This is a genomic window from Sphingopyxis sp., from assembly GCF_019459305.1.
Classification (GTDB): Bacteria; Pseudomonadota; Alphaproteobacteria; order Sphingomonadales; family Sphingomonadaceae; genus Sphingopyxis.
This window is the reverse complement of sequence record NZ_JAIBES010000129.1, coordinates 46,241-69,793: the sequence shown is the minus strand read 5'-3', so window position 1 is coordinate 69,793 and position 23,553 is coordinate 46,241. Positions and strand designations below refer to the sequence as shown.

Here is a 23,553-nt window from a genome sequence, read left to right as displayed (position 1 = left end):
CACAGACCACAACAATAGGGCAAGGCCTGCGATGAATTTCGACCTCAGCGATGAACAGAAAATGCTCGGCGAGCAAGCGCGGTCCCTTCTGGCCGATATGTCATCGTTCGACCGATTGCGCACCTTGATCGATTCGGGCGCCGAATGGGACGAACCGTTGTGGCGCGCGTTGGCCGATATGGGTTTTCTGGGCGCTGCGATCCCCGAAGAGCATGGCGGACTAGGACTGGGCGCGCTCGACCTCGGCGTTATCATGGAAGCGCTGGGCGGCGCGAACGCGGCGGTGCCGTTCATGAGTTCGATCATCCTCGCGGCAGAGGCGATCGGGCTTGCGGGCAGCGAAGCGCAGAAAGCGGCCTGGTTGCCAAAGCTTGCGTCGGGTCACGCCGTCGCAACCTTCGCTTATGCCGAGGGTCCGGGTCCGGTTTTTGGGCGTAGCGCAACGCTCACCGACGGCAAGCTCAGCGGTAGCAAGATGCCGGTCGCCGACGCGGGCATTGCCGATATTGCGGTTGTCCTCGTGGCCGATGGCGGCTTCGCGCTGGTCGAACTCGACCAGCCGAGCGTCACACGCACCAAGCTGGAAAGCTTCGACCAGCTCCGCCCGCATTACCGCCTCGACTTTGCCGACGCCGTGGCTGAAGCGATGCCGGGCAGCGGAAAGCTTGACCGCCTGATCGATCAGGCTGCGGTGCAGGCCGCGTTTGAAGCCGCGGGCGCGTCAGACGCGTGCCTGACCATGGCGCGCGATTATGCCATGGAACGACGGATGTTCGGGCGTCCGCTCGCCGGCTATCAGGCGATCAAGCATAAGCTCGCCGACGTCGCCGTCGCGAACGAACTCGCACGATCTAATGCCTATTATGGCGGATGGGCCGCCGAATCTTCACCCGGCGATCTTCCCGCGGCGGCGGCGGCGGCGCGCCTTTCGGGCATCAAATGCTTTGAACTGGCGGCGCGCGAAAATCTTCAGGTGCATGGCGGCATCGGCTACACGTTCGAGGCGAACTGCCATTTCTATTACCGGCGCGAGCGGATGCTTGCAGTGCATCTCGGCAGTCGCGGCTTTTGGGCCGACCGATTGCTGAACGCGCAGCCCGGCAGCCAAGTGAAAGCGGCATAAAATGGATTTCAACGACAGCCCGGATGAAGCAGCGTTCCGCGCCGAAGCGCGCGCCTGGCTCGCGGCCCACGCGCCCGCTCATGTCCTCACACCCGGTGATAAAATGCCCGACATCGAGGAAGCTGATCGCGGTCGCGCCTGGATGCGCGAACTTTATGCCGGCGGCTGGTCGGGGCTTACCTTCCCGAAGGCGCTGGGCGGCCGGGGGCTGTCAGGCGCCGAAGCGGTGATCTTCGCCGAGGAGGAGGGCAAATATCACCTTCCAAAGGGGCCGTTCACCTCGATTGGCACCGGTATGGCGCTTCCCGTCATCGCGAAACATGGCACCGACGAACAAAAAGCCCGCTTTATCGAAGCGACGCTGAAGGGCGACCTGACGTGGTGCCAGCTCTTTTCCGAACCCGCCGCAGGCTCCGATCTGGCCGCACTTCGCACCAAGGCAGTGCGCACTGAGGATGGTTCGGACGATTGGATCGTCAACGGCCAGAAAGTCTGGTCGAGCTGGGCGCATCTGACCGACTGGGGCATCCTTGTGGTGCGCAGCGACCCGACGTTGCCCAAACACAAAGGGCTGACCTTCTTCGTCGTCGACATGAAGACGCCGGGGATCGAGACGCGCCCGATCCGCCAGATTTCGGGCGCAAGCGAATTCAACGAAACCTTCCTCACCGACGTTCGCATCCCCGACGCCAATCGCATTGGCGCGGAAGGTGAGGGCTGGGCATGTTGCATGACCGTCCTGATGGGCGAACGGCTCGGCTCCGGCGCACATCGCAGCGGGGTCGAACCGTTGCTGGACTTTGCTGCGGCGACGCCCGACGGGCATGGCGGCACAATGCTTGATGACCGCGCGATCCGCCAGCAACTGGCCGAGGCTCTGGCGGAGGAGCAGGGCGAGCGCTTCTTTCAGGCGCGGCTGCGTACGATGGTGTCGCGGGGGGAAAATCCCGGCGCGCTCGCGGGCATGGTCAAGCTTGCCTATGCCGGGCGTTATCAGAAAACCAACGGCCTCGCGCTGGAAATGCGGGGGCTTGCAGGGATCGCGCCGGAGGCCGGCGATACCGCGGCAGGCGACGTTCAATATGACTATATTTATTCGACTGTGATGCGCATCGCGGGCGGCGCGGACGAGGTGCTGCGCAACCAGATCGCCGAGCGCGTTCTGGGCATGCCGGGCGAGGTGCGGATGGACAAGAATGTGCCGTTTGAAACGCTGAAAGGCTGAGGTGTACACCATCGCTATTGCGCGATGGCGCGTGCGGGTCCGCTAAGCGGCCGCTCGCCGGTCCGCCGCCGCTTTTGCCAGCGGGCCGGCCAGGTCTTTCTTCAGAATTTTCCCGTTTGGATTGAGCGGCATTACGTCCATCACGACCAGGGTCCGCGGCACCTTGTTGTCGGCGAGATGTTCGCGGCAGAAAGCCAGAATATCGTCAGCGCTTGCGTCAGCGCCTGGGCGCAGCGTCACCGCCGCCGCAATATCTTCACCCAATACCTCGTGGGGAACGCCGACCACCGCAGCCTGTTGCACCGCGGGATGAAGGTGGAGCGTCGTTTCGATCTCGAGCGGCGTGATGTTGTATCCGCCGCGGATGATCAGCTCCTTCGACCGTCCGGCCATGATCAGATCGCCGTCGGCATCGACGAAGCCCAGGTCGCCGGTCTTGGTCCAGCCGCCCTTGAAGCTTTCGGCCGTCGCCTGCGGGTCTTTCCAGTAACGGCGCGCGTGTTTTTGCCAGCCATAGATTTCGCCGACCACATTCGCTTCGGTGATGACTTTCCCCGCCTCGTCGCGAAGCTGCATATGCGCGGGCAGCTTGCCGACACAGCCGGGCTTCTGCACCTGTTCCTGACTGGTGGTGCCAAGCCCGACGCCGCCTTCCGACATGCCATAGCTGTTGCGGATGCGCAGATGCGGCCAGAGTTTCGCGGCGCGTATCACCGAATCATGCGGGAGCGGCGCTGTGCCGGTCATCAGATATTTCACGCCGCCAAAATCATAATCGGCAACATCGGGATGATCGAGGATGAGCCGCAGCATGGACGGGACCAGATATACCAGATTCGGACGCTTCTCGCGCACCAGGTCGAGAAAGCCCTTCGGATCAAACTTCGGCTGAGTGATCGCCGTTGCGCCGCCGCGCGCGGGCAGCATCACAATGCCCAGATTGCCGCCGGATCCCGTCAAAGGCAGCGCGTGCAATGTCGAGCGCGACCGGTCCATATTGGTCCCGGTGACGCCGTTCATCAGGTCGGGGTGCGACACGACGACGCCCTTGATCTTCCCCGTGGTCCCCGACGTGCCAAGGATTTCAGCGTCGGCGAGAGGATCGAGCGCGGATTGGTCTGGAAGCGCGGATATGTCGCGCGGCATCGCATCGACGGTCCAACAGCCTTCGAGGTCGATGTTCGTCACCAGTTCGGGCGCGTCGGTCAGGCAGAACCGCGGTTCGCACAGGGCGGCATAGTCCGCGATTTCCCTGGCGGTCAGGCGCGTGTTGATCGGGCAGGCAATGCCCCCGGCGCGAAACACGGCGAACACAGCAATCGCCATCTCGATCGCGTGGTTGTTGCTGATCGCAAGGAAGACGCGGTCGCCCGGAACAAGCCCCGCCGCCGCCAGTCCACCGCCGACATCGTCGGCTTCGCGATCCCATTCGGCAAAGCTGATCTGCCGCCGCGTATCGTCGTGCGCGATCTCGCCCGCTTGATGTTGAGCGCGCACCTTCAAGGCATCGCTGATGCGGCGAACTTCCATTGCGGCACTATCCCCTTGCTTCGCTATCGGGGATGTATTACCTAGTTATATAACTGGTGACAAGGGAGATATGCGATGGTCGAGGCGAAAAACGATATCAAAGAAAGCGAAGAGTGGCAAAAGGCCGTCGCTTATGAAATCACCGACGCGGACATCGAACGGCAGCGCGGGCTGCTGGGTTTCGACCAGGCGGCCAAAACGCGCGAATATATCCAGACCGCGACCGAGGATAATATCCGCAATTTCGCGCACGGGATTGGCGACGACAAGCCGCTCTATACCAATCCGCATTATGCCAAAAAGACCCGCTGGGGCAGCGTGATCGCACCGGGCATGATGGCCGGAGTCATCAACCGACCGATGCTCGGCGATCCCGTTCCCGACAATATCAAGGCGCTGCGCAAGAGCCTGTTCAAGGGAATCCACGTCTTCGTGTCGGGTTCGCAGTGGGATTTCTATCGGCCCATTTATCCCGGCGATACGATCTACAGCTTCAATGGCGACGAGACGTGCGAGGTCAAGCAATCCGAATTCGCCGGACGCTCGGTCATCGGTGTGCGGCGTGACGTCAAGCTCAACCAGCGGGGCGAAGTTGTTGCGGTCTATCGCATCCTGCGCGTGCTTACCGAACGCAAGACTGCGGCCAAGAAGGGCAAATATTCGGCGATTGAACCTGCGACATACACCGATGAGGAAATGCAGGCGATCGAGGATATCTACGCTGCCGAGCGCGTTCAGGGCGCCGATAAGCGCTGGTTCGACAGCGTCGAGAAGGGCGACTCGCTGGGACTGCAGGCAAAGGGTCCGCTGACCGTCACCGACGTCATCTGCTTCCACGCGGGGGGCTATGGGTTCGTGCCATACGCGCCGACCGCAAACCGCCTCGCGCACAAGAACCGTCAGCGTATTCCCGCTTTTTATGTAAAGAACGAATATGGCATTCCCGACGTCGCGCAGCGGCTCCATTGGGATCCAACCTGGGCACAGGCGATCGGCAATCCGATGGCGTATGACTATGGAGTCATGCGCGAAAATTACCTGTGGCAATATCTCAGCGACTGGGCCGGCGACGACGCCGTCATTACGCATATCCACGACGAGATTCGCAAGTTCAATTATATGGGCGATGTCCAGCGCGTGACCGGTGAAGTGCTGGCCAAGCGCCAGGAAGACGGCCAGAGCTACGTCGATGTGGTGGTGAAATTCACCAACCAGCGCGACGAGGAGACGGTGCGCGCGACCGCGACTATCGCGCTGCCCAGCAAGGACCGGCCGCTGCCGCTCTATCCGCAGGTGCCCGACGCGCTGGCCGAAAAGGCGGTGCGGATGCTGGCGCGGCATCGTGAGCTCGGCGGGGATTGATCGGCCTTCAATTCCCTTCAAAAAGACCGGAGCAGGGGAGGCCCATCCATGTCTGAAATTCTGATCGACGATGATGCGGGCGTCCGCACTATCACCCTCAATCGGCCCGACCGGCTGAACGCGCTGACCGGATCCATCATGGCGCCGCTGGCCGACGCCTGTGCCGATGCCGCGAGCGATGCGTCGGTGGGGTGCGTCATCGTCACCGGCGCGGGGCGTGGTTTCTGCGCCGGGGGTGATTTGAAAGAAGGCAGCGCCGACAAGGCAATTGTCCCTGCAAATCCAGATAGTGGCAGTCGTGCCGAGCAGAGCTTCGTACGGCTGCGCACTTTCATGGAAACGTCGCGCCTGCTCCATGAAATGCCAAAGCCGACGATCGCGATGGTCAACGGCCCGGTCGCGGGTGCGGGCATCGGGATCGCCGGCGCATGCGACCTGCGTTTCGCCGGCCGCAGCGCAGGCTTCCTCACCGCTTTCGACCGCATCGGGGCAGGCGGCGATTTCGGATCGACGTGGTTCTGGACCAAGATCGTTGGCACCGGCGTTGCGCGCGAACTGTTTCTCCTCGGCGAAAAACTGTCGGCCGAGGAGGCGTTTGCGAAGGGACTCTATACCCGCCTGTTCGACGACGAAGCGCTACGCGACGCGACGATGGCGGCGGCGCGGCGGCTCGCCGACGGCCCGCGCATGGGCTATCGCTATATGAAGACAAACCTCAATAATGCCGAAGACTGGGCGTTCGAGGCCGCGCTCGATGCCGAAGCCCTGAACATGGGACTGTCGACCAGCGCGACGGCGATGATCTGGCGCGAAAAGAAGAAGGCTGAGAATTCCGATGGCTGATTTCACGCATATCCGGGTCGATAGACATGCGGACGGAATTGCTGCCGTAGTCGTGGCGCGCGCGGATATTGGAAATGCGTCGTCGCCCGAGATGCTCGGCGAGATTCGTGATGCCTTTGTGGCGTTGTCGGGCGACCGTGACGTTCGCGCGATCCTTTTCGCGGCCGAGGGCAAGCATTTTTCCGTGGGGGCCGATTTCGCATTTTTGCAACGCCTTACGGGGATGTCAGCAAGCGAAATCAAGGATACCGTCTACGCCAATTTCCAGGGCGCAGCGCGCGCGATCTATCGCTGCCCGAAACCGACGCTGGCGTTGGTGCAGGGCGCTGCGGTGACCGTGGGGTGCGAGTTGGCGCTCGCCTGCGATTTCCGCGTCGCCGCCGACACCGCCATGTTCCAGGAAAGCTGGATCAAGCTTGGCATCATGCCGCCACTCGGCGGCACTTTCCTCCTGCCCCGCATTGTCGGGCTGGGCCGCGCGATGGAGATGTGCCTGCGCGGCAAGCAAGTGCGCGCCGAGGAAGCGCTCAGCATCGGGCTGGTCGGCGAGGTTGTTGCAAAGGATGATCTCGCTGCGCGCGGGATGGAACTCGCGCGCGAACTCGCCGCCTCTGCACCGCTTGGCTATGCGACGGTCAAGCAATCGATCCAGCGCGCGCTCGAAAGCAGCATGGAGGCCGAATGGCAGGCGAACCTGCCGAACCAGGCTGTTTTACTCGGCAGCAAGGATCACCGCGAAGGGCTGGCGGCGGTGACCGAAAAGCGCGCGCCGGTTTTTGTGGGCCAATAGCGGCTGTCATTGCGAGGAGCCAAAGGCGACATTGCTTCGCTTCGCTCGCAATGACGCGTTTACGGCCGCGGGCGTCCCGGCCCGACGAAGACCGTCTGCGTCCCCTTGGCGTAAACCCCGTCCGCATCGGCGAAGACGCTCTGCGCCACCGCATGGCCGTTTCCGGCCCCTTCGGTATGCGCATCGAGCAGGAACCAGTCGCCGCGTGGCTTGCGGAAGAACTGGATCGAGATGTCGAGATTGGCATAGCTCCATTCATGCGCGTGCGTCGCGCTGCCGACGCCGTTCCCGAAATCGGCGAACAGGCACGCCTTGACGAAGGGAGAGGTCGGGACGCCGAGCACGATTTCGCCATCCATCCGCATCCAGCACACGCCGCGCCCCGGTTCGCGGACGCGTCCCATGATGGGGCGTGTCTTGATCGCTCCGGCCATGCTCGCGCCGATCAGGAAATTGTCCTCCGCGACGTCTTCGGGCGCCGGGTGCGACTGCGGTGTCGGGAATGCAGGCGTATCGAGCTGGCGTGCAAGGAGCACATGCGCTTGCGCGACCATCTTGTCGCCTGCCCGCATTTCTATGCGATAGAGCTGTGCTTGCCGGCCCTGGCGTACGGGCACGATCGTCGGCGTCAGCAGCGAGCGCGGGACGACGCCTAATATATCGATCGTTACCCGGCAAATTTCAAAGCCCGGATCGAACCCGGCGGTTTCGATGATATGGCCGAACAGCGCCGATATCGGACCGCCCGCCACAGCGTCGGCGAACCAGGGGTTGCGCGCCAGGCCGGTGGGGTCAAAGCCTGTTTCCCGGCGCGTGAAATAATGCGGTGTCGGATCGGCTTTGCTGCTCATCACCGTCTCCTAAACAGGCCTGGCTGCACGCACAACATATTTGACGTAGTTATATAACTCAGGCATAGATTCGCTCACGAACCAGGGAGAGCGAGCGATGGATCTAAGCTATGGCCAGGCCGCTGAAGCCTTTCGCGCGGAAGTGCGCGCCTTCCTTGCTTCGAATTGGCCGCGGGCCGCCGACCTGCGCGGCGCCGACCTCAAGGCGTTCATCCGCGATTTCCGCGCTCAGGCGACAGACGCCGGCTATCTCTATCGTGCGATCCCGAAAATCTACGGCGGTTCGCAGCAGCCGGTCGATGTCATCAAGGCGCAGGTGATCCGTGAGGAATTCGCTCGCGCCCGAGCGCCAGCGGAAATCGGTGGAAACGGTATGAATATGACTGTGCCGACCCTATTGGAAAAGGGCACCGACGAGCAGAAAGAGCTGTTCATCCGCAAGACGGTCGCTGGCGACTATGTCTGGGGACAGGGTTATTCCGAACCTGGATCGGGATCTGACCTTGCCAGCGTGCGCACCAAAGGGGAGCTGTCCGCCGACGGTAGCAAATGGATCATCAATGGGCAGAAAATCTGGACGTCGCAGGGGATGCAATCGACGCATATGTTCATGCTTGTGCGCACAGAGCCCGATGCGCCGAAGCACGATGGCATCACCTATCTGCTGATCGATCTTGAACAACCCGGAATAACCCGCCGCCCGATCCGCCAAATGACGGGCGAGGAGGGGGATCACACCTTCTGCGAATTCTTCTTCGACAATGCCGAAACGCCGGTCGGCTGGCAGGTCGGCGAACGCGGGCAGGGCTGGTACGTCAGCCGCACGACGCTGAAGCACGAACGCGCCAGCATCGGCAGCGCCGACGGGCTGGGGCGCCAGTTCGCGAAGCTCGTCGAGCTGGCAAAGGACGTCGGTCGCATCGACGAACCGGTGATCCGCGACAAGCTCGCACAGATCGAAGGCTTTGTCCTCTCGCACCGCTACACCAGTTTCCGCCTGTTCAGCTGCGCCGCAGCGGGCGAGGATCCCGGCCCGGTGGCGCTGATGATGAAACTGCTGCTGACCGAGATCGGCCACGAAATGGCGCTGCTCTCGCAGGAACTGATTGGCGAACATGGGTTTGTCGAGCCTTCGGGCGCGGGCGGGCGCGGCAATCGTGGTCCGCGCGGTCCCGAAAAATGGCTCGACCAGATCATGGGCAGCCTCGGCAATTCGATTGCCGGCGGCGCGTCGAACATCCAGCGCAACATCATCGGCGAACGCGGTCTCGGCCTGCCGCGCGATCTCGCGCTGAGCGGAGAGCGATGAGCGATGCATTTTCACCTTACCCAGGAACAGGCTGCGATCCAGGATGCAGTGCGCGGAACACTCGCCGACAATTGGCCACTTGATCGGCTCCACGCTTTCGCTGATGGCGACCAGGACTTTGACCGGACCAGCTGGAATGCGCTGATGGCGCTGGGCCTTGGCGACATCTTGTTGCCTGACAGCGGCATGGGGCTGCTCGACGCGGCGCTCGCGTGCGAAGTGGCCGGAGAGGCCGCTGCGCCGGGGCCGTTGATCGGCCAGTTGCTTTCCGTCGCGGCGGTCGCCGCCTTGGGGAACAGCGATTTCCCGCTCGATGCACTGGTTAGCGGCGAAAAGGTCGCGACGCTGGTGCATGGGGGCAGTGCCTATGTGCCGTGCGCGCGGGCCGCCGACTATTTTCTAGTCGTCGACCGGGCGGCTGGCGTTCGGCTCATCCCTGCGGGCGAGGGCGTCACGATCGAGCCGCTCAAATCGACCGACCGCAGCCGCCCCGTTTCAAAGGTGGTGATCGCCGACGGGGCAGGGAATGCGATCTTTGCCGCTTCCGATGCGATGACGGCGCGCCTCGCCGATGCGGCGCTCGTGCTTGTCGCCGCAGACGCGCTCGGGGGCGCGCAAAAGGTCACCGACATGAGCGTCGCCTATGCCAAGGAACGCGAACAGTTCGGTCAGCCGATCGGTCGATTTCAGGCGCTCAAGCATCAGCTCGCCCATATGGCGCTCGACGCCGAACCGGCGCGCGCGCTGGTTTGGTATGCCGCCTATGCGTGGGACGCAGCTCTGCCCGATGCGCCCCGGGCGGCTGCGATGGCAAAAGCGCATCTGTGCGACGTCTTTGTTCGCGCCGCGCGCGCTGCGGTCGCGGCGCACGGCGGCATCGGTTATACGTGGGAATATGGGCTTAATTACTGGTTCCGCCGTGCTGCGTTCGACCGTGCCTGGCTTGGCAGCCCGTCCGAGCATCGCGCGCGCGCCGCCAATCTGGCGGGCTGGTAAACGTTGAGCGCGGCGACCGACCCGCTGCGACTAGCGCCCGGCGTGCGCCGGCTACGCCCCGACGATCATTTCATGATCCTGTCCGAAACCGACGCCTCGCCGATGCACATCGGCGCGATGATCCTGCTCGATGTGCCGGCCGAACGGCAGGATGATCTGGCCGCGGCGATCCGCCGTCAGTTCGCCGATCGGCTTCCTGCGACGCCGTTGCTCGTGAGGCTGCACGAAGCACCCGACGGTTATGATAGCGACGTCTGGGTTGACGTCGCGAAGGCCGATCTCGAAACGCTTGTCGCTGTCGTGCCGCATGACGGTGCCTGGACCGAGGCGGAGCTTTACGACGCCATAGCCGCGCTCAATATGCAGCGGCTCGACTTGTCAGGGCCGCCCTTTGCCGTTCATGTCTTTGACCGGCTCGTCGCTGGCGGCAGCGCGCTTTATCTCAAGATGCACCACAGCGTCGCCGACGGAATCGGATTCCAGACCATCCTCCATCTGCTGAGCGATGCCACGCCGCCCGCAACAGCGCGCTTTGCCGATGCTCGCCTACCCGAACCCGAAAAATGGCTTGAGCGCGCCGACGCGCGGTTCGATGCGCAGGCGGGTTTGCGAGCAGAACAGGCGGTGCGGCGCAAGGATGCGCTCGCCGCGCTGGAGTCCTTTAGGCACGAACGCGCGCCCACGCCGCCGCTGAAAATGTCCGGACCGACGTCGGGCCGACGACGCTATGCCACGATCAGCCTGCCGCTAACGCGCGTGAAAGTGGTGGCCGACAGTCTCGACGCCACGGTCAACGATATTTTCCTCGCCCTCGCCAGCACCGCGCTGCGTAACTATCTCATCGAAATCGACGATCTTCCCGACACGCCACTCGTCATCAATTCGGCGCGCTCTTACCGCCGCGATGAGCATGGCGATTTCGGCAACCGGATCGTCGCGCTTCACCCGCACCTTGCGACTCATCTCGCCGATCCGGTTGATCGGCTGCGCGCGATCCAGATGTCGATGGCGGCCGAGATGCGCCGCACGCCGCATGACGAAGCTTTGCTCGACGCCGCCGAAAAACCCTATGGCGCGCGCGATCGCCGCGCCGCCTTTGCCGAGCGCATGGCGCGTGGCAAGCGGCTGATCCCCGGCAATATCACCCTGTCGAACGTGCCCGGCCCGTCCGAAATGCGCAGCTATGCGGGCTTTCGTCAGCGCCATAATTACCCCGTGCCGATCATCGGATCGGGACGTTTCCTCAACATCACCTCGCGGCGTAGTGGCGACAATCTCGACATGGGCGTGATCGCCGATGCCGAAAAGATCGTCGATGTCGGCCGCATCGCCACGCTGTTCATCGCCGCACTCGACGAATTGGAGACATTTGCATGACCGAGGACCTGATGTTCAAGCCCGAGGACGATCGATACCACCAGCTGTCCGACGATCACTATGAAACTGAAACCAACTGGTGGTCGTTCAGCATCCCCGAACGCAAGATTGGCTGCTGGATCCACGCACCCTATTATCCAAACCGCAAATCGGTCACCTGGCGCATCTTTGCGTGGGACGACGAGGGGTATGACCAGGCCCGCATGGCCTATTACCGCAAGGTCGAAGAAGCGCCGATGCCCGACGCGCCAGACCTTACTGATATCACCTTTCCTGGCGACAAGGCGGGCGGCGGCTACAGTCTCAAGATGATCGAGCCGGGCATGAAATATCATCTGCAATATGACGATCCCTCGCGCGGCTTCGCGCTCGACTTCACCCATAGCGGGCTTCACGAACCGCATCGTTTCCCCCCGGGCAAGCCGCCCTTCATGGCGACCCCGCACTACGACCAGCTTGGCCATGTCGAAGGCTGGATGACGTTGCGCGGCGAGCCTATCCGTATCGACGGCATCGGCGTGCGCGATCGCACCTGGGGGCCGCGCGGCGGGCCCTATGCGGCAAGCCCCAAAGTCTATGCCAATGATCAGGAGCGCGTGAAGCGTCCCGGCGGCGCGCGCTGGCGCGAGATCGAGCGCGAACGCGGTCGCGGACGGATCCAGTATATCTTCGGCCACCGCAAGGACGGCACCGGCTTCCTCGGTTTCGCGCGGGTACAGGATGGTGACGCCGACGGATGGTCACCGATGAATGCGGGGTGGATCCGCCGCGACGGCAGTTTTGGCAGTCTTGACCCCACTAAGTCGCGGATGCGCGTTTTCCGCAGTCCCAGGACGGGCTGGAGCACGCATATGCAGGTCGAGCTTGTCGACGAGCTTGGCCGCGAGATGAAAAGCGAAGGCTTTACCGTCAGCACGATGAGCGAGGCGGGTTACGGAGTAAATCAGCTGATGCGCTGGGATATTGACGGCGGTATCGGCTGGGGCGAAGATCAGGATGTGTGGAATCCCCAGCATTATACGCGGATGCTCGATGCGCTGAAGGCGACGGTTTGACCTGATGCTTTCGGGCCTGTCGCTTCCGCTGATGTGCGCACCGATGAGCTTTGCCTCATCCGTGCCGCTTGCGGTCGCCTGTTGCCGTGCAGGGGTGATCGGCGGCTGGCAGGGCGGCACGGCGACTCCGTCCATCTTGTTCGCGAAATATCTGGAGGCGCTCGCTGACGCGGGCGGTGCTCCGCCGATCGTCAATTTGCCCGCGCGCTGGGGCACCGACCCCAAGGCCGCCGACCGCATCGCGTTGCTCGAACGGTATCGCGTCCCGCTCGTCCTCTCGAGCCTGGGTGATCCCACGGCGCTGGTCGAACGTGTCCATAGCTGGGGCGGGCGTGTCGTCCATGACGTGACGACGATGAAGCACGCCGAAAAGGCGATCGCCGCGGGCGCCGACGGGCTGATGCTCACCTGCGCGGGAGCGGGCGGGCACACCGGTTTCCTGACGCCCATGGCCTTCGTGCCCGCGGTGCGGCGCATCTTCGACGGGTTGCTGATCGTCGCGGGCGGTATCGCCGACGCGCATGGCATCGCCGCATCGCTGGCGCTCGGCGGCGATATCGCCTGCATGGGCACCCGGTTCATAGCGACACCCGAGAGTGGGGTCGTCGAGGGGCATCGTGCGATGATCCCGACCGTCAGTGCCGACGATATTGTCGCGTCCGCGGCCATGAACGGCGTCCCCGCACATTGGATGCGGCAGTCGATCGAGGCGGTCGGCCTCGATGCCAAGACGTTGCCTACCGTTCGTTCGCCAATGCCCGATGGCGTGATGCCATGGCGCGATATCTGGAGCGCGGGTCAGAGCGCGGGGCTGATCGACGCAGTCGAGCCGGTCGCTAATCTGGTGGCGCGATTAAGGATGGAGTTTCAGGCGTTGCCAGCGGTGCCGGACTGGCGCGGTCGCCTTGCCGACCGGACGCAGGGCTGGGCCTAATTCATGGTCAGCACAATTCGCCCCGCTCTTTCCCCGGCAGCCGCATCTTCCATGGCGGCCTGAAAATCCTTGAGCGCGTAGGTTTTTGCAATCGCCGGGCGCAGCTTGCCTTCGGCTGCCAGCGCGAACACGGCATCGCGATTGGCCTCGCTTTTCTCGGGTTCGAATAGCCCGAACTGGCGGACGTCGACCCCGACCAGGCTGGCGCCCTTAAGCAACGGCAAATTGGTCCGGAGCGCCGCGATCCCGCCCGGAAAGCCGATCACCAGATGCCGCCCGTTCCACCCCAGCGACCGAAACGCCGGATCGGTCGCCGCGCCTCCGACCGGATCAAATACAACATCGACGCCCTTGCCACCGTTCGCCGCCTTGACGCGATCGCGCCAGTCGTCGCCGCGCGCATCGACAACCGCATCGGCGCCGCCCGTGGTGGCCAGCGCGCGCTTCGCCTCGCTCGACGCCGAGCCAATGACGCGTGCGCCCAGATATTTGCCGATTTGCACCGCAGCATAGCCGGTCGCGCCCCCCGCACCCAGAACGAGGAGCGTCTCGCCCGCCTGGAGCCGCCCGCGGTCGACGAGGGCGTGCCAGGCGGTTGCATAGCTGACCGGGAACACCGCTGCTGCCTCGAATGACAGCGCCGCGGGCATTTTGCGAACGGTGCGTGCGGGCAGGTTGACGACCTCCGCGAACATCCCGCCCCAACCGCTGCCGACCACTTTGTCGCCGGGGGCAAGATCGCGCACCGCGCTCCCGACCGCCTCGACGATCCCCGCGCATTCGCTGCCGGGGATAAAGGGCACCGCCGGTTTGACCTGATAACCGCCCGACGCGGTCAGTACATCGACGAAGCTGATCCCCGCCGCCCTGACACCAATGCGGACTTGCGTATCAGAAGGCGGCCCCGGATCATGCAGGACAAGCCGATAGGTGTCGGGCGGCCCAAGTTCGTCCGCCCTCACGGCGCGGGAAATTGCTGGCGGTGCGATTGTCATGGGACACCTCTTGTCACGCGTTCAGAAGAAGTATAACCAGGTTAGATAAGTAAGGAAAGGGACAGGTTGATGGGCTTCAAGACGCGGATCACCGAAATGCTGGGGATCGAACATCCGATTGTCCAGGGTGGTATGCAAGCGGTAGGCACGGCGCAAATGGCGAGCGCGGTCTCGAATGCCGGTGGTTTGGGCATGATCACCGCCCTGAACCAGCCGACCCCCCAGGCTCTGCGTGACGAGATCGAAAAATGCCGCTCGCTGACCGACAAGCCCTTCGGCGTCAACCTCACCGTCTTCCCGACGATCCATTCGCCCGATTACAACGCCTATGCCGACGCCGTTGTCGAAAGCGGTGTCAAGATCATGGAGACCGCAGGCACGCCTGCGGTGCGCGAAATCTGGGCGCGGGTAAAGCCGCACGGCGTGATGATCCTGCACAAATGCACCGCCGTTCGCCACGCGCTGTCGGCCGAGAAGGCGGGATGCGATATCATCTCTATCGACGGTTTCGAATGCGCGGGCCATCCGGGCGAAGATGATATTCCAGGACTGATCCTGATCCCCGCCGCGGCGGACAAAGTGAAAATCCCGATGCTCGCGTCGGGCGGGTTTGGTGATGGTCGCGGGCTTGTCGCGGCGCTCGCGCTCGGCGCCGACGGCATGAACATGGGGACGCGTTTCTGCGCCACCCGGGAAGCGCCGATCCACGACAATGTGAAGCAGGCCTATGTCGACAATGACGAACGCGGCAGCTTTCTGATTTTCCGCAAGTTCAAGAACACCGCGCGTGTCGGCAAAAGCGAAGTCAGCGAAGAAGTGGTCCGCCGTCTGTCCGAGCCTGACGCCAAATTCAGCGATGTGCAGGAACTGGTGGCGGGAACCGCCGGACGCGAATTGTTGCGGACCGGCGATCTCAGCAAAGGCGTGTTCTGGGCGGGCATGATCCAGGGCCTGATCCACGACATTCCGACCTGTCAGGAACTGATAGACCGGATCATTTCGGACGCGGAGTCGATCCTCGATCAGCGGCTCGCTGCCATGCGGCGCTGACGCCATGAAGGTCATCGTTACGGGCAGCGCTGGAAAGATCGGTCGGCCCGCGCTCGCTGCGTTGCGCGCGGCGGGCCATCGCGCGGTCGGTCTCGATATTGTGGGGCCGATAGAGTCCGGTAGGCAATTGCACTGCGATTGCACCGATTTCGGCGCGGTCATGGGCGCGCTGTCGGGGATCGATCCGGCGGGCGGGGTGCCCGACGCGGTTGTCCATCTTGCCGGCATTCCCGCACCGGGTCTGGCGACCGACGAGACGACGTTTTCGGTCAATACGCGGTCGACCTATAATATCTTCTCGGCTTGCGCGCGGCTAGGCATCCGCAAAATCGTGTGGGCGTCCAGCGAAACGATCCTGGGCCTTCCGTTCGACGAGCCGCCCGCCTTCGCGCCGCTCGACGAAACGCATCCCGACCGGCCAGGCTGGTCTTACGCGCTCGCGAAACAGCTGGGCGAGACGATGGCCGACACGTTCGTTCGCTGGCATGACGATATGGCGATCGTGTCACTGCGCTTTTCCAATGTTTTTACGGCGGAGGATTATGCCGGGCTGGCAAAGATGCAGGCCGACCCCGCGCGGCGGAAATGGAACCTCTGGTCCTATGTCGATGCCGAGGATGCGGCGCAGGCCTGCGTCCGCGCGGTCGAGGCGCCGGTCTCTGGCCACGAACGGCTGCTCATCGCGGCGACGGACACGCTGATCGACCAGCCGAGCGCCGATCTGATGCGGACATATTTCCCCGATGTGCCTTTGCGCGCCGTCCAGGGTTTCCAGTCGCTCCAGTCGTCGGCCCGCGCTGCCGAACGGATCGCTTATCAGCCACAGCATAGCTGGCGCGATCGCCCCCGGCCCTAACGCTGACCACCGTCGACACGTAGCAGCGCGCCGGTCGTAAAAGACGATGCCGGGCTTGCGAGCATCAATGCCGCGGTGACGATTTCGGGCGGATTTCCCGGACGCCCGAGCGCCACGGGTTGCTTCTCGCGCTTTCGCTCGTCCCACGCATCGGCGATGTCGGTCAGGAACGGCCCTGCGGAGATGGTGTTGACGCGGACCTTCGGGCCATATTCGCGGCTCATCGACACCGTCATCGCATTGAGCGCGGCCTTCGCTGCACCATAGGGTACGATACCCGGCAGCGCCATCAGCGCGCCGGTTGAACTGATATTGATGATCGCGCCGCCCTCACCATCGGCCATCCGCTTGCCGATCTGGCTCGCAAGTCGGAACGGCCCCTTAAAGTTGAGGTTCATCACGCTGTCGAACAGGCTTTCGGGCATGTCATGGCTTGCCATCGGCGGCGACATGCCGGCATTGTTCACCAACACATCGACGCGGCCGAATTCGGCATAAGCGGCATCGATCAGCGCATCGCATTCGGTCCATTTTCCGACATGCGCGGCAAAGGGCAGGGCGCGGCGCCCGAGCGCGCGACATTCATCGGCGACGGTCGCGCAATTGTCGAACTTGCGGCTCGCGACGATCATATCGGCGCCGCGCGCCGCAAAGGCCTTGACCATCTGATAGCCGAGCCCGCGCGAGCCGCCGGTGACCAGAATGACCTTGCCGGTGAAATCGAATAGCGGATCGCGGCTCATGCGGCTTTGCTCTGTTTCAGCGCCGCGAGGCGGGTTGGAATATGCTCGCTGGGGAATAGTCCCGCTGCGGGCTGGGCGTTTTTCAGATAGGCTTTGGCGACCTGCGCCTTGTGTACTTCGGTTGGGCCGTCCGCCAGCGCCAGGCTGGGCAGCCCCATCCACATATCGGCCAGCGGCGTTTCGAGCGTCACGCCCAGACTTCCGTGGAGCTGGATCGCGCGCTGGACGATGTCGTGATAGACCTTGGCCATCTGCACCTTGCACATCGCGATGTGCGTGCGGGCCGCGCCGTGGGGCTCCCGCCCTTGTTCCACTTCGTCGATGATCCATGCGGTCTTGAGCACCAGCAGGCGGAATTGTTCCAGTTCGATGATCGAATCGGCGATCGCCCCCTGCACGAACTGATGTTCGCTCAGCATTCTGCCCTGTGTCCGGCGCGACACGGCGCGCTCAAGCATCATGTCGATTGCGCGCTGGCATTTGCCGACGGTGCGCATCGCATGATGAACCCGCCCGCCGCCAAGCCGCGCCTGAGCGACCTTGAAGCCCTCGCCAGGTCCGCCGAGCATCGCGTCGATCGGCACGCGCACCCTATTGTAGCGGATATAGGCGTGGGTGCCGTCATCCGCACCCTTGCTGTCGCCCATCGTCTGCGAATGGCGGATAAATTCGATTCCCGGCGTGTCGGTCGGCACGATCAGCATCGACATGCGGCTGTGTGGCGGATTGTCGGGGTTGGTCACGACCATCACGATCAGGAAGGCAGCATAGCGTGCGTTGGACGAGAACCATTTCTCGCCTTCGATCACCCACTCGTTGCCATCCTGCCAGGCGCGGCAAGTGAACTCCTTGGGGTCGGCGCCCGCTTGCGGCTCGGTCATCGAAAAGGTCGAGACGATCGTTCCCGCCATCAACGGCTTCAGGAAGCGGGCTTTCTGCTCCTCGGTCCCGAACATCGCGAGAATTTCGCTGTTTCCGGTATCGGGCGCGGCAGTGCCGAACACCGTCGGCGCCCAATAGCTGCGGCCGAGAATTTCATTCATCAGCGCCAGCGTCAGCTGGCCATGGCCCGGCCCGCCCAGCTCTTTGCCCAGGTGACACGCCCACAGTCCCTGCGCCTTCACCTGCTCTTGCAGCGGCGCCATATAGGCGCGCGATTCGGTGTTCGCGACGTTATAGGGCGCGCCATGACCCGGAAAAATCATATCCATCGGCTCGCATTGCTCACGGACAAAGGTGGCCATCCAGTCGAGTTTTGCCTGCAACTGGGCTTCGATACGAAAATCGATCATGCTTATGTCCCTGGTTTAGCCGATCAGCCTGATTAGTTTTTCGGCCTCGGCGAAATTGCCGCGCACCAGCCGGTCGAAAAAGCGCCCCGTCTCGGCGCTCAATATGCCTTTGGCCGCCTGCGCCACCTTGTATTCGAGGATGCAGCCGCCCTTGAACATCGCGAGCAACAGATAATAATCGAAGCTTGCCATGCCGCGCCCGGTGCCTGCGGCATAATGGGCCATCAACGCCTGCCGGCTCGGCCAGTCGCCGACATTATAGAGCGCCTTTTCGGGTACATGACTGGGGAAGCGGTTGTCGCAGATGCCGTTGCAGAACCATGCAAGATCGAGCAGCGGATCGCCGATCGTCGACAACTCCCAATCGATCAGTGCGGTCAGGCGGCACGGCGCATCAAAGCTGAACAGTGCATTGGGTGTTCCAACATCGCCGTGGATGATCCCCGGCCGGAAATCGTCCGGGATATTGGCGCGCAGCCAGTCGCGCAGCAGCGCAAAGCCGGGAATGTCGCGCCATTCATAGTCATAAAGCTGCTTGTAGCTCCTGATCTGACCCTCCCAACGGTCGACCTGGCGCTGCAGGTAATTGTCCGGCTTGCCAAAGCCTTCAAGTCCGACCGCCTTGTAATCGACATTGGCCAACGCGATCAGCCCGTCGACCATTGCGAGCGGGACTTCGTGCGCGTGCGGCGGCCTGTCGAACGGTGGGCGGTCGTGGATTTTCCCGTCGCGCAGGTCGGCGGGCCACCCGGTAACCAGCTCCATGACATAAAAGGGGGCGCCAATCACATTCGCATCGGCGCAGCTGCCCTGGCATTTTGGATGCGGCACGTCGGTGCCGCTGAGCGCGGTCAGCACCTGCGCCTCGCGCATCACGCTCTTCTCGCTGCCCGGCGGCGGCACGGCTGGCGGACGGCGAAGGATCAGCGTCTCGCCGCCGCGGTTCAGCGACAGGATCACGTTCGACGTGCCGCCGTGGATTTTCTCGATCCTCAGTGGCCCGTCCCCGAGCGCCGGAATGTTGGCATCCAGCCACGGCATCAGTCGGTCTGGATCGGCGAGGGTTTTTATATCGTCGCTCATCCGTCGCGCTCCCGCAAATAGGCTTCGATCTCGGCACGAATGATGTTCAACTGGTTTGCCGCACCGGCGAAGGTCGCGCCCTCGATCCGCGCCAGCAAGGCATTGGTGACAGCCTGGGCGCGCGCATGGTCGGCGGCTTTGAGTGCGCGTCCGGCGTCGGTCGCGACGATCAGCGACGCGCGCTTGTGATCGGGGTTATCGGCAAAGGTGACAAGGCCGCGCTCGGCGAGTGCATTTGCGGCGCGCTGCACGACCTGCCGCGGATGACCCAGGCTGCGGCCGATTTGCGCGACGGTCGGTGCGTCGGCGGCGTTGACCGCCGCGGTCAGCACGGTGAGTTCCATTTCCGCGATCCCGCTCGCGGCGCGCGTGTCGGCATATAGGGCACGCATCCGACCGCGCAGCCTTGCGACTTCGTCGGCGAATCGTTCGAAATCGGTGAAGCGCTGTGTCGACATGACACTATAATGTCAAAATGACACTAAGGTGTCAACGTGTGTGGCGTGTGGTCATCTTCCGGAACAGCGATGCTTCAGCCTGCCAGTCGATCCGCACCCGGCGGTGCGCAAATCGCCAGCCGTCGGCGGTCCGCACCAGCCGGTCGTCATAGGTGCCGCTGTGGTCAGGGCCAAAATCGCAGTGGACCGCAAAGTAACTGCGCGCGATCGCGGTGTCGCCATCGACCGCGATTAGCGGATTGGTGATGTGGTGGCGCACGAAAGTCAGCCGCGGATCGCGCGTGCCCGAACCGAGCGACGCCGCGATGGCGTCAGGGCCTTTCGGGCTGGCGCCAGGGTACTCGAGCACCCCGTCGGCGGCAAAACAGGCGGTCAGGGCATCGAGGCGCCCACGATCACCGTTATAAGTATAGCGCGCGAGCAGGTCGCGGATCGCGTCGCGGTCGGCGACCAGATCAGCCATTGAAATTGAGCTTCAGGCCGGGCTCGTCCCAGCGCACCTTGATGAGGCGGCCGGTTGTCGAAAGCGTGATCCAGGCATCGCGCATATCCTCGCCGCCGAAGGCGATATTGGTGACGTAAGGTTCACCTTCGATCACATATTTGAAAACATCGCCCCCCGGGGTTATCGTCGATATCCCACCGTCATAAAGTGTCGCGACGCATACATTGCCAGCAGCGGTTACCGCCAGACTGTCGAACCCGACTGGTCCCGGCGCCGTTGCCACCCATGTCGGGCGCTGTGCCGCGAAGTGACGGTCATAGCGCCACAGCCGGCCCTGATGCGTGTCGGCGACATAGAGATGCTCACCGTCCGGCGACAGGCCAACGCCGTTATATGACACCGCGTGGCGGTTGATCGCGGCAATCGACGATCCGTCGGGCAGCGCGCTGAACAACCCGCTCGCGGTGCGAATGCCGTCGTGCGTCTTGCCAAGGTCGGTAAACCAGATCCGCCCGTCGGCGTCGAATATGATATCGTTCGGCGCTTCCAGCGCGATCCCCTCGCAGCTGTCGTAAAGCCGCTCGAACCTGCCGGTGGCCAGATCGACGCGCTCGACCCGGCCTTCGTGCCCGGCACCCCGAGCATTCTGGAATTTGACTAAATCCAGCCCGCCGTTGTTGCAGACATACAGCGCGCCATCGGGTCCGATAGCAGCGCCATTGGGTCCGCCGCCGATCTCGCACATCGGCTCGGTCCGACCATTCCAGCACCGCGTGATACGTCCTGCCGCCAGTTCGACGACGATCACCGATCCATCGGCCATCACGACCGGCCCTTCGGGAAAGGCGAGGCCCTCCGCGATGCTCTCCATCCACCCTGTCCTATATAACCTAGTTATGTATGTCTTGACACGCGACAGCGTAGCGCGCAACCCTTGGCGCCGGGAGAGACAATTGCCGGTACCGCAGCATCATATTGTGGCGACACCGCCACCCTTCGACCATCCGCCTTATCCGGCGGATATATTTTCCGGACAGACCGTGCTCGTTACCGGCGGCGGTTCGGGAATGGGCCTTGCAATGGCCAAGGCTTTTGCACAGGGCGGCGCGCAGGTCGCGGTCCTGGGACGGAGCATCGAGCGGGCCGAAGAGGGGGCGCAGCAGATTGCTGCACTGGGTGTTCGCGCCCATGCGATGAGTTGCGACGTCCGTCAGCCCGATGCAATAGCCGCCGCCTTCGATGAGGCCGAACGCGCCCTGGGTCCGATCGGCCTGCTCGCCAACAATGCCGGTGCCAATTTCCCGATCCTGGCCGAGGATATTTCACCCAATGCCTGGAACGCCGTCACGCGTATCGCGATTGACGGCACCTTCCTCTGCTCGGCCGAATTTGCCCGCCGCCTGATCGCGCGCGGCGAGGGCGGGGCGATCGTCAACAACAGCGCGCAATATATCTGGACCGGCTTTCCCGGCGATGCGCACAGCGCCGCCGCAAAGACCGCTCAGGCGACGATGACCAGGAAACTCGCCGCAGACTGGGCGCCCTATGGCATCCGCGTGAATGCCATTGCTGCCGGTTTCTTCCCGCACGACACGTCGACGGCGGGGCGCCGCGAGGGCGGCGTCGAGCTGCTTCAGAACATGATCCCTGCCGGCCGTACCGGCAGCATATGGGAATTTGGTTGGCTGTCCGCGATGACTTGCACGCCGCTTTTTGGCGATATGACCGGACAGGTGATTGTCCAGGATGGCGGCGAAAGCCTCCGCCGCTCGCTGATGATGCCCGACTTCGTCCCGCCGCGCGAACGCGGCGATGGACCCTGGGGGTGGCAATGAGCGGCTGGCTTTCGGGGAAGCGCGTGCGCATCGAGGGCGTCAGTCCCGCGATTGCATCGGCATTGGCCGCGCAAGACGCCGCCGTTGATGATTCTGAAGATTGCGACATCTGGGTGCATGTTGCCCCGCCCCCTGCGATCAGGCTCGCACACGAATTGACCCACAGCGAATGGCGCGCGAGCCTAGACATCGGGCTTGATCGCCGCTTCCTCGGCGCCAGGGATTTCGCCGCGCAATGCCGTGCGCGCGGGACGGGCGGCGCGGTGCTTTTCGTTGGTGCGCCCGAACAGGCGCTCGGCGCCGATCACGCCGCCGCTGCTGGCGCTCTTGGCAATCTGACCAAGACGCTGAGCGTCGAATGGGCACGTGACGGCATCCGGGTGAATAGCATCCTGACCCGCGACACTGGCAACACACTAGGCAATCTCGCGGCTTATCTGGTCAGCGATTACGCCGCCTATGTTACCGGCGCCGTTATGGGGATCGACCTCGATGACTGACCGGTCGCGCCTCAACGGGCAGGCGGCGTTCGTCACTGGCGGCGGCGGTGGCATCGGGCGCGCCATCGCACTGCGGCTTGCCGAAGCAGGCGCCGATGTCGCGATCTTCGACATTTTTCCCGAACGCGCTGATGAAGCCGTCGCGCGCGTACGCGAACAGGGCCGACAGGCAATCCCGATTGTCGGTGACGTCATGGATTCCGCGGCGTTACGGTCCGCGATCGATATGGCGGCGGCCACGTTCGGACGACTCGATATACTGGTCAATAACGCCGGTGGCGTTTCGGCGCGCCCATTCCTTGAACAAAGCGAGCGCAGCATGCGCAAGCATATCGACATCAACCTGATGTCGATGCTCGTCGCGACGCAGGCGACGGCGCTTCATATGGTGGCGGGCGGGCGCGGCGGCACGATGATCAACGTCGCCAGCATCGAGGCGAGCCGGGCGGCGCCGAATTTTGCAGTCTATGCGGCGTGCAAGGCGGGGATGCTCAGCTTCACCAAGTCGATGGCTGTCGAGTTGTCGGAGCATGGCATACGCGTAAACTGTCTTGCGCCCGATCATACGATCACCCCCGGGAATCAGGGCAATCGAGCAGGTCCGGTCGATCCCGCGACATGGAAAAAACGCAGTGACGACGAAATCGACGCGATGAACCGGTTGATCCCGCTGGGGCGCGAGGGGGTGGATATGGAATGCGGCGACGCGGCGGTGTTCCTGGCAAGCGCGATGTCGACTTACATCACCGGCGTCCTGCTGCCCGTCGATGGCGGCACCTGGGCGTCGTCAGGCTGGGTGCGCGGCCGCGACCGCCGGTGGACGCTGAACGAGGGGTTGGCGTTTGGCGGGTAAGCGGCAGATTGGCTCCCGGCATTGCGAAGTTGCACTCGTCACCATAAT

At 63.4% G+C, this 23,553-nt stretch carries 24 protein-coding genes; 15 read left to right on the top strand and 9 right to left on the bottom strand.

The genetic code is table 11. The annotated features are described in order from the left end of the window. Positions 1-31 precede the first annotated feature (31 nt). Together K0M74_RS15290 and K0M74_RS15285 are read left to right on the top strand one after the other, a co-directional pair. On the top strand, positions 32-1,123 hold the full coding sequence (locus K0M74_RS15290) for an acyl-CoA dehydrogenase family protein (protein ID WP_293974293.1): 1,092 nt from the start codon (positions 32-34) through the stop codon (positions 1,121-1,123). A 1-nt stretch (position 1,124) separates the two neighbouring features. Beyond that, the gene (locus K0M74_RS15285; RefSeq protein WP_293974290.1) at positions 1,125-2,348 is read left to right on the top strand and encodes an acyl-CoA dehydrogenase family protein; all 1,224 of its coding nucleotides are present in this window, start codon (positions 1,125-1,127) and stop codon (positions 2,346-2,348) included. 42 nt (positions 2,349-2,390) lie between these two features. Here K0M74_RS15285 and K0M74_RS15280 read toward each other — a convergent pair whose 3' ends face one another. Further along, the gene (locus K0M74_RS15280) at positions 2,391-3,878 is read right to left on the bottom strand and encodes a class I adenylate-forming enzyme family protein (RefSeq protein WP_293974287.1); all 1,488 of its coding nucleotides are present in this window, start codon (positions 3,876-3,878) and stop codon (positions 2,391-2,393) included. A gap of 75 nt (positions 3,879-3,953) precedes the next feature. On the opposite strand from K0M74_RS15280, the gene K0M74_RS15275 reads away from it, so the two are divergent. From K0M74_RS15275 to K0M74_RS15265, 3 genes are read left to right on the top strand one after another with little or no spacing between them, the layout of a single operon-like run. After that, on the top strand, positions 3,954-5,240 hold the full coding sequence (locus K0M74_RS15275; protein WP_293974284.1) for a MaoC family dehydratase N-terminal domain-containing protein: 1,287 nt from the start codon (positions 3,954-3,956) through the stop codon (positions 5,238-5,240). A 48-nt stretch (positions 5,241-5,288) separates the two neighbouring features. Next, entirely contained in the window at positions 5,289-6,083 is a 795-nt protein-coding gene (locus K0M74_RS15270; protein ID WP_293974281.1) for an enoyl-CoA hydratase-related protein, read from the top strand. Continuing rightward, positions 6,076-6,873, top strand: coding sequence for an enoyl-CoA hydratase/isomerase family protein (locus K0M74_RS15265; protein ID WP_293974279.1), 798 nt, complete (start codon positions 6,076-6,078; stop codon positions 6,871-6,873). The genes K0M74_RS15270 and K0M74_RS15265 overlap by 8 nt, the downstream gene beginning before the upstream one ends. A gap of 59 nt (positions 6,874-6,932) precedes the next feature. On the opposite strand, the gene K0M74_RS15260 is transcribed toward K0M74_RS15265, so the two are convergent. Beyond that, positions 6,933-7,724, bottom strand: coding sequence for a thioesterase family protein (locus tag K0M74_RS15260; RefSeq protein WP_293974276.1), 792 nt, complete (start codon positions 7,722-7,724; stop codon positions 6,933-6,935). 97 nt (positions 7,725-7,821) lie between these two features. Here K0M74_RS15260 and K0M74_RS15255 point away from each other — a divergent pair, with 97 nt between their 5' ends. Genes K0M74_RS15255 through K0M74_RS15235 form a run of 5 tightly spaced genes read left to right on the top strand, consistent with a single transcriptional unit; the run spans position 7,822 to position 13,395 of the window. Then, the gene (locus tag K0M74_RS15255; RefSeq protein ID WP_293974273.1) at positions 7,822-9,033 is read left to right on the top strand and encodes an acyl-CoA dehydrogenase family protein; all 1,212 of its coding nucleotides are present in this window, start codon (positions 7,822-7,824) and stop codon (positions 9,031-9,033) included. A gap of 3 nt (positions 9,034-9,036) precedes the next feature. Beyond that, positions 9,037-10,029 carry an acyl-CoA dehydrogenase family protein gene (locus K0M74_RS15250; RefSeq protein WP_293974270.1) on the top strand — a complete coding sequence of 331 codons (993 nt, stop codon included), beginning with the start codon at positions 9,037-9,039 and terminating at the stop codon, positions 10,027-10,029. A gap of 3 nt (positions 10,030-10,032) precedes the next feature. Further along, positions 10,033-11,406, top strand: a complete 1,374-nt coding sequence (locus K0M74_RS15245) for a wax ester/triacylglycerol synthase domain-containing protein (RefSeq protein ID WP_293974266.1) — start codon at positions 10,033-10,035, stop codon at positions 11,404-11,406. Next, a complete protein-coding gene (locus tag K0M74_RS15240; protein WP_293974263.1) occupies positions 11,403-12,461 on the top strand; it encodes a hypothetical protein in 1,059 nt (352 codons plus the stop codon). Before K0M74_RS15245 ends, K0M74_RS15240 begins: the two co-directional genes overlap by 4 nt. A gap of 31 nt (positions 12,462-12,492) precedes the next feature. Beyond that, complete coding sequence (locus K0M74_RS15235; protein WP_293974260.1) at positions 12,493-13,395, top strand: nitronate monooxygenase; 903 nt, start codon at positions 12,493-12,495, stop codon at positions 13,393-13,395. Here the strand turns inward: K0M74_RS15235 and K0M74_RS15230 are convergent. Continuing rightward, positions 13,392-14,357 (bottom strand): NADPH:quinone oxidoreductase family protein, encoded by a 966-nt coding sequence (locus K0M74_RS15230; RefSeq protein ID WP_293974257.1) that lies wholly within the window; start codon positions 14,355-14,357, stop codon positions 13,392-13,394. The genes K0M74_RS15235 and K0M74_RS15230 overlap by 4 nt on opposite strands. A 102-nt stretch (positions 14,358-14,459) precedes the next feature. Here K0M74_RS15230 and K0M74_RS15225 point away from each other — a divergent pair, with 102 nt between their 5' ends. Further along, on the top strand, positions 14,460-15,440 hold the full coding sequence (locus K0M74_RS15225; protein ID WP_293974254.1) for a nitronate monooxygenase family protein: 981 nt from the start codon (positions 14,460-14,462) through the stop codon (positions 15,438-15,440). 4 nt (positions 15,441-15,444) lie between these two features. Beyond that, positions 15,445-16,296, top strand: coding sequence for an NAD(P)-dependent oxidoreductase (locus K0M74_RS15220; RefSeq protein WP_293974251.1), 852 nt, complete (start codon positions 15,445-15,447; stop codon positions 16,294-16,296). Here the strand turns inward: K0M74_RS15220 and K0M74_RS15215 are convergent. From K0M74_RS15215 to K0M74_RS15190, 6 genes are read right to left on the bottom strand one after another with little or no spacing between them, the layout of a single operon-like run. Beyond that, positions 16,293-17,039, bottom strand: a complete 747-nt coding sequence (locus K0M74_RS15215; RefSeq protein ID WP_293974248.1) for an SDR family oxidoreductase — start codon at positions 17,037-17,039, stop codon at positions 16,293-16,295. The genes K0M74_RS15220 and K0M74_RS15215 overlap by 4 nt on opposite strands. Continuing rightward, positions 17,036-18,331: an acyl-CoA dehydrogenase family protein gene (locus tag K0M74_RS15210; protein WP_293974245.1), complete on the bottom strand. Its 1,296-nt coding sequence runs from the start codon at positions 18,329-18,331 to the stop codon at positions 17,036-17,038. Before K0M74_RS15210 ends, K0M74_RS15215 begins: the two co-directional genes overlap by 4 nt. Positions 18,332-18,346: 15 nt before the next feature. Beyond that, entirely contained in the window at positions 18,347-19,414 is a 1,068-nt protein-coding gene (locus K0M74_RS15205; RefSeq protein WP_293974242.1) for a phosphotransferase family protein, read from the bottom strand. After that, positions 19,411-19,872: a helix-turn-helix domain-containing protein gene (locus tag K0M74_RS15200; RefSeq protein ID WP_293974239.1), complete on the bottom strand. Its 462-nt coding sequence runs from the start codon at positions 19,870-19,872 to the stop codon at positions 19,411-19,413. The genes K0M74_RS15205 and K0M74_RS15200 overlap by 4 nt, the downstream gene beginning before the upstream one ends. Positions 19,873-19,903: 31 nt before the next feature. After that, positions 19,904-20,335, bottom strand: coding sequence for a nuclear transport factor 2 family protein (locus tag K0M74_RS15195; RefSeq protein ID WP_293974236.1), 432 nt, complete (start codon positions 20,333-20,335; stop codon positions 19,904-19,906). Continuing rightward, positions 20,328-21,188 (bottom strand): SMP-30/gluconolactonase/LRE family protein, encoded by an 861-nt coding sequence (locus K0M74_RS15190; protein ID WP_293974233.1) that lies wholly within the window; start codon positions 21,186-21,188, stop codon positions 20,328-20,330. The genes K0M74_RS15195 and K0M74_RS15190 overlap by 8 nt, the downstream gene beginning before the upstream one ends. A gap of 106 nt (positions 21,189-21,294) precedes the next feature. On the opposite strand from K0M74_RS15190, the gene K0M74_RS15185 reads away from it, so the two are divergent. Genes K0M74_RS15185 through K0M74_RS15175 form a run of 3 tightly spaced genes read left to right on the top strand, consistent with a single transcriptional unit; the run spans position 21,295 to position 23,505 of the window. Beyond that, the gene (locus tag K0M74_RS15185) at positions 21,295-22,152 is read left to right on the top strand and encodes an SDR family NAD(P)-dependent oxidoreductase (protein WP_293974230.1); all 858 of its coding nucleotides are present in this window, start codon (positions 21,295-21,297) and stop codon (positions 22,150-22,152) included. Beyond that, on the top strand, positions 22,149-22,652 hold the full coding sequence (locus K0M74_RS15180) for an SDR family oxidoreductase (RefSeq protein WP_293974227.1): 504 nt from the start codon (positions 22,149-22,151) through the stop codon (positions 22,650-22,652). The genes K0M74_RS15185 and K0M74_RS15180 overlap by 4 nt, the downstream gene beginning before the upstream one ends. Further along, entirely contained in the window at positions 22,645-23,505 is an 861-nt protein-coding gene (locus K0M74_RS15175) for a glucose 1-dehydrogenase (RefSeq protein ID WP_293974224.1), read from the top strand. Before K0M74_RS15180 ends, K0M74_RS15175 begins: the two co-directional genes overlap by 8 nt. Positions 23,506-23,553: the final 48 nt, after the last annotated feature.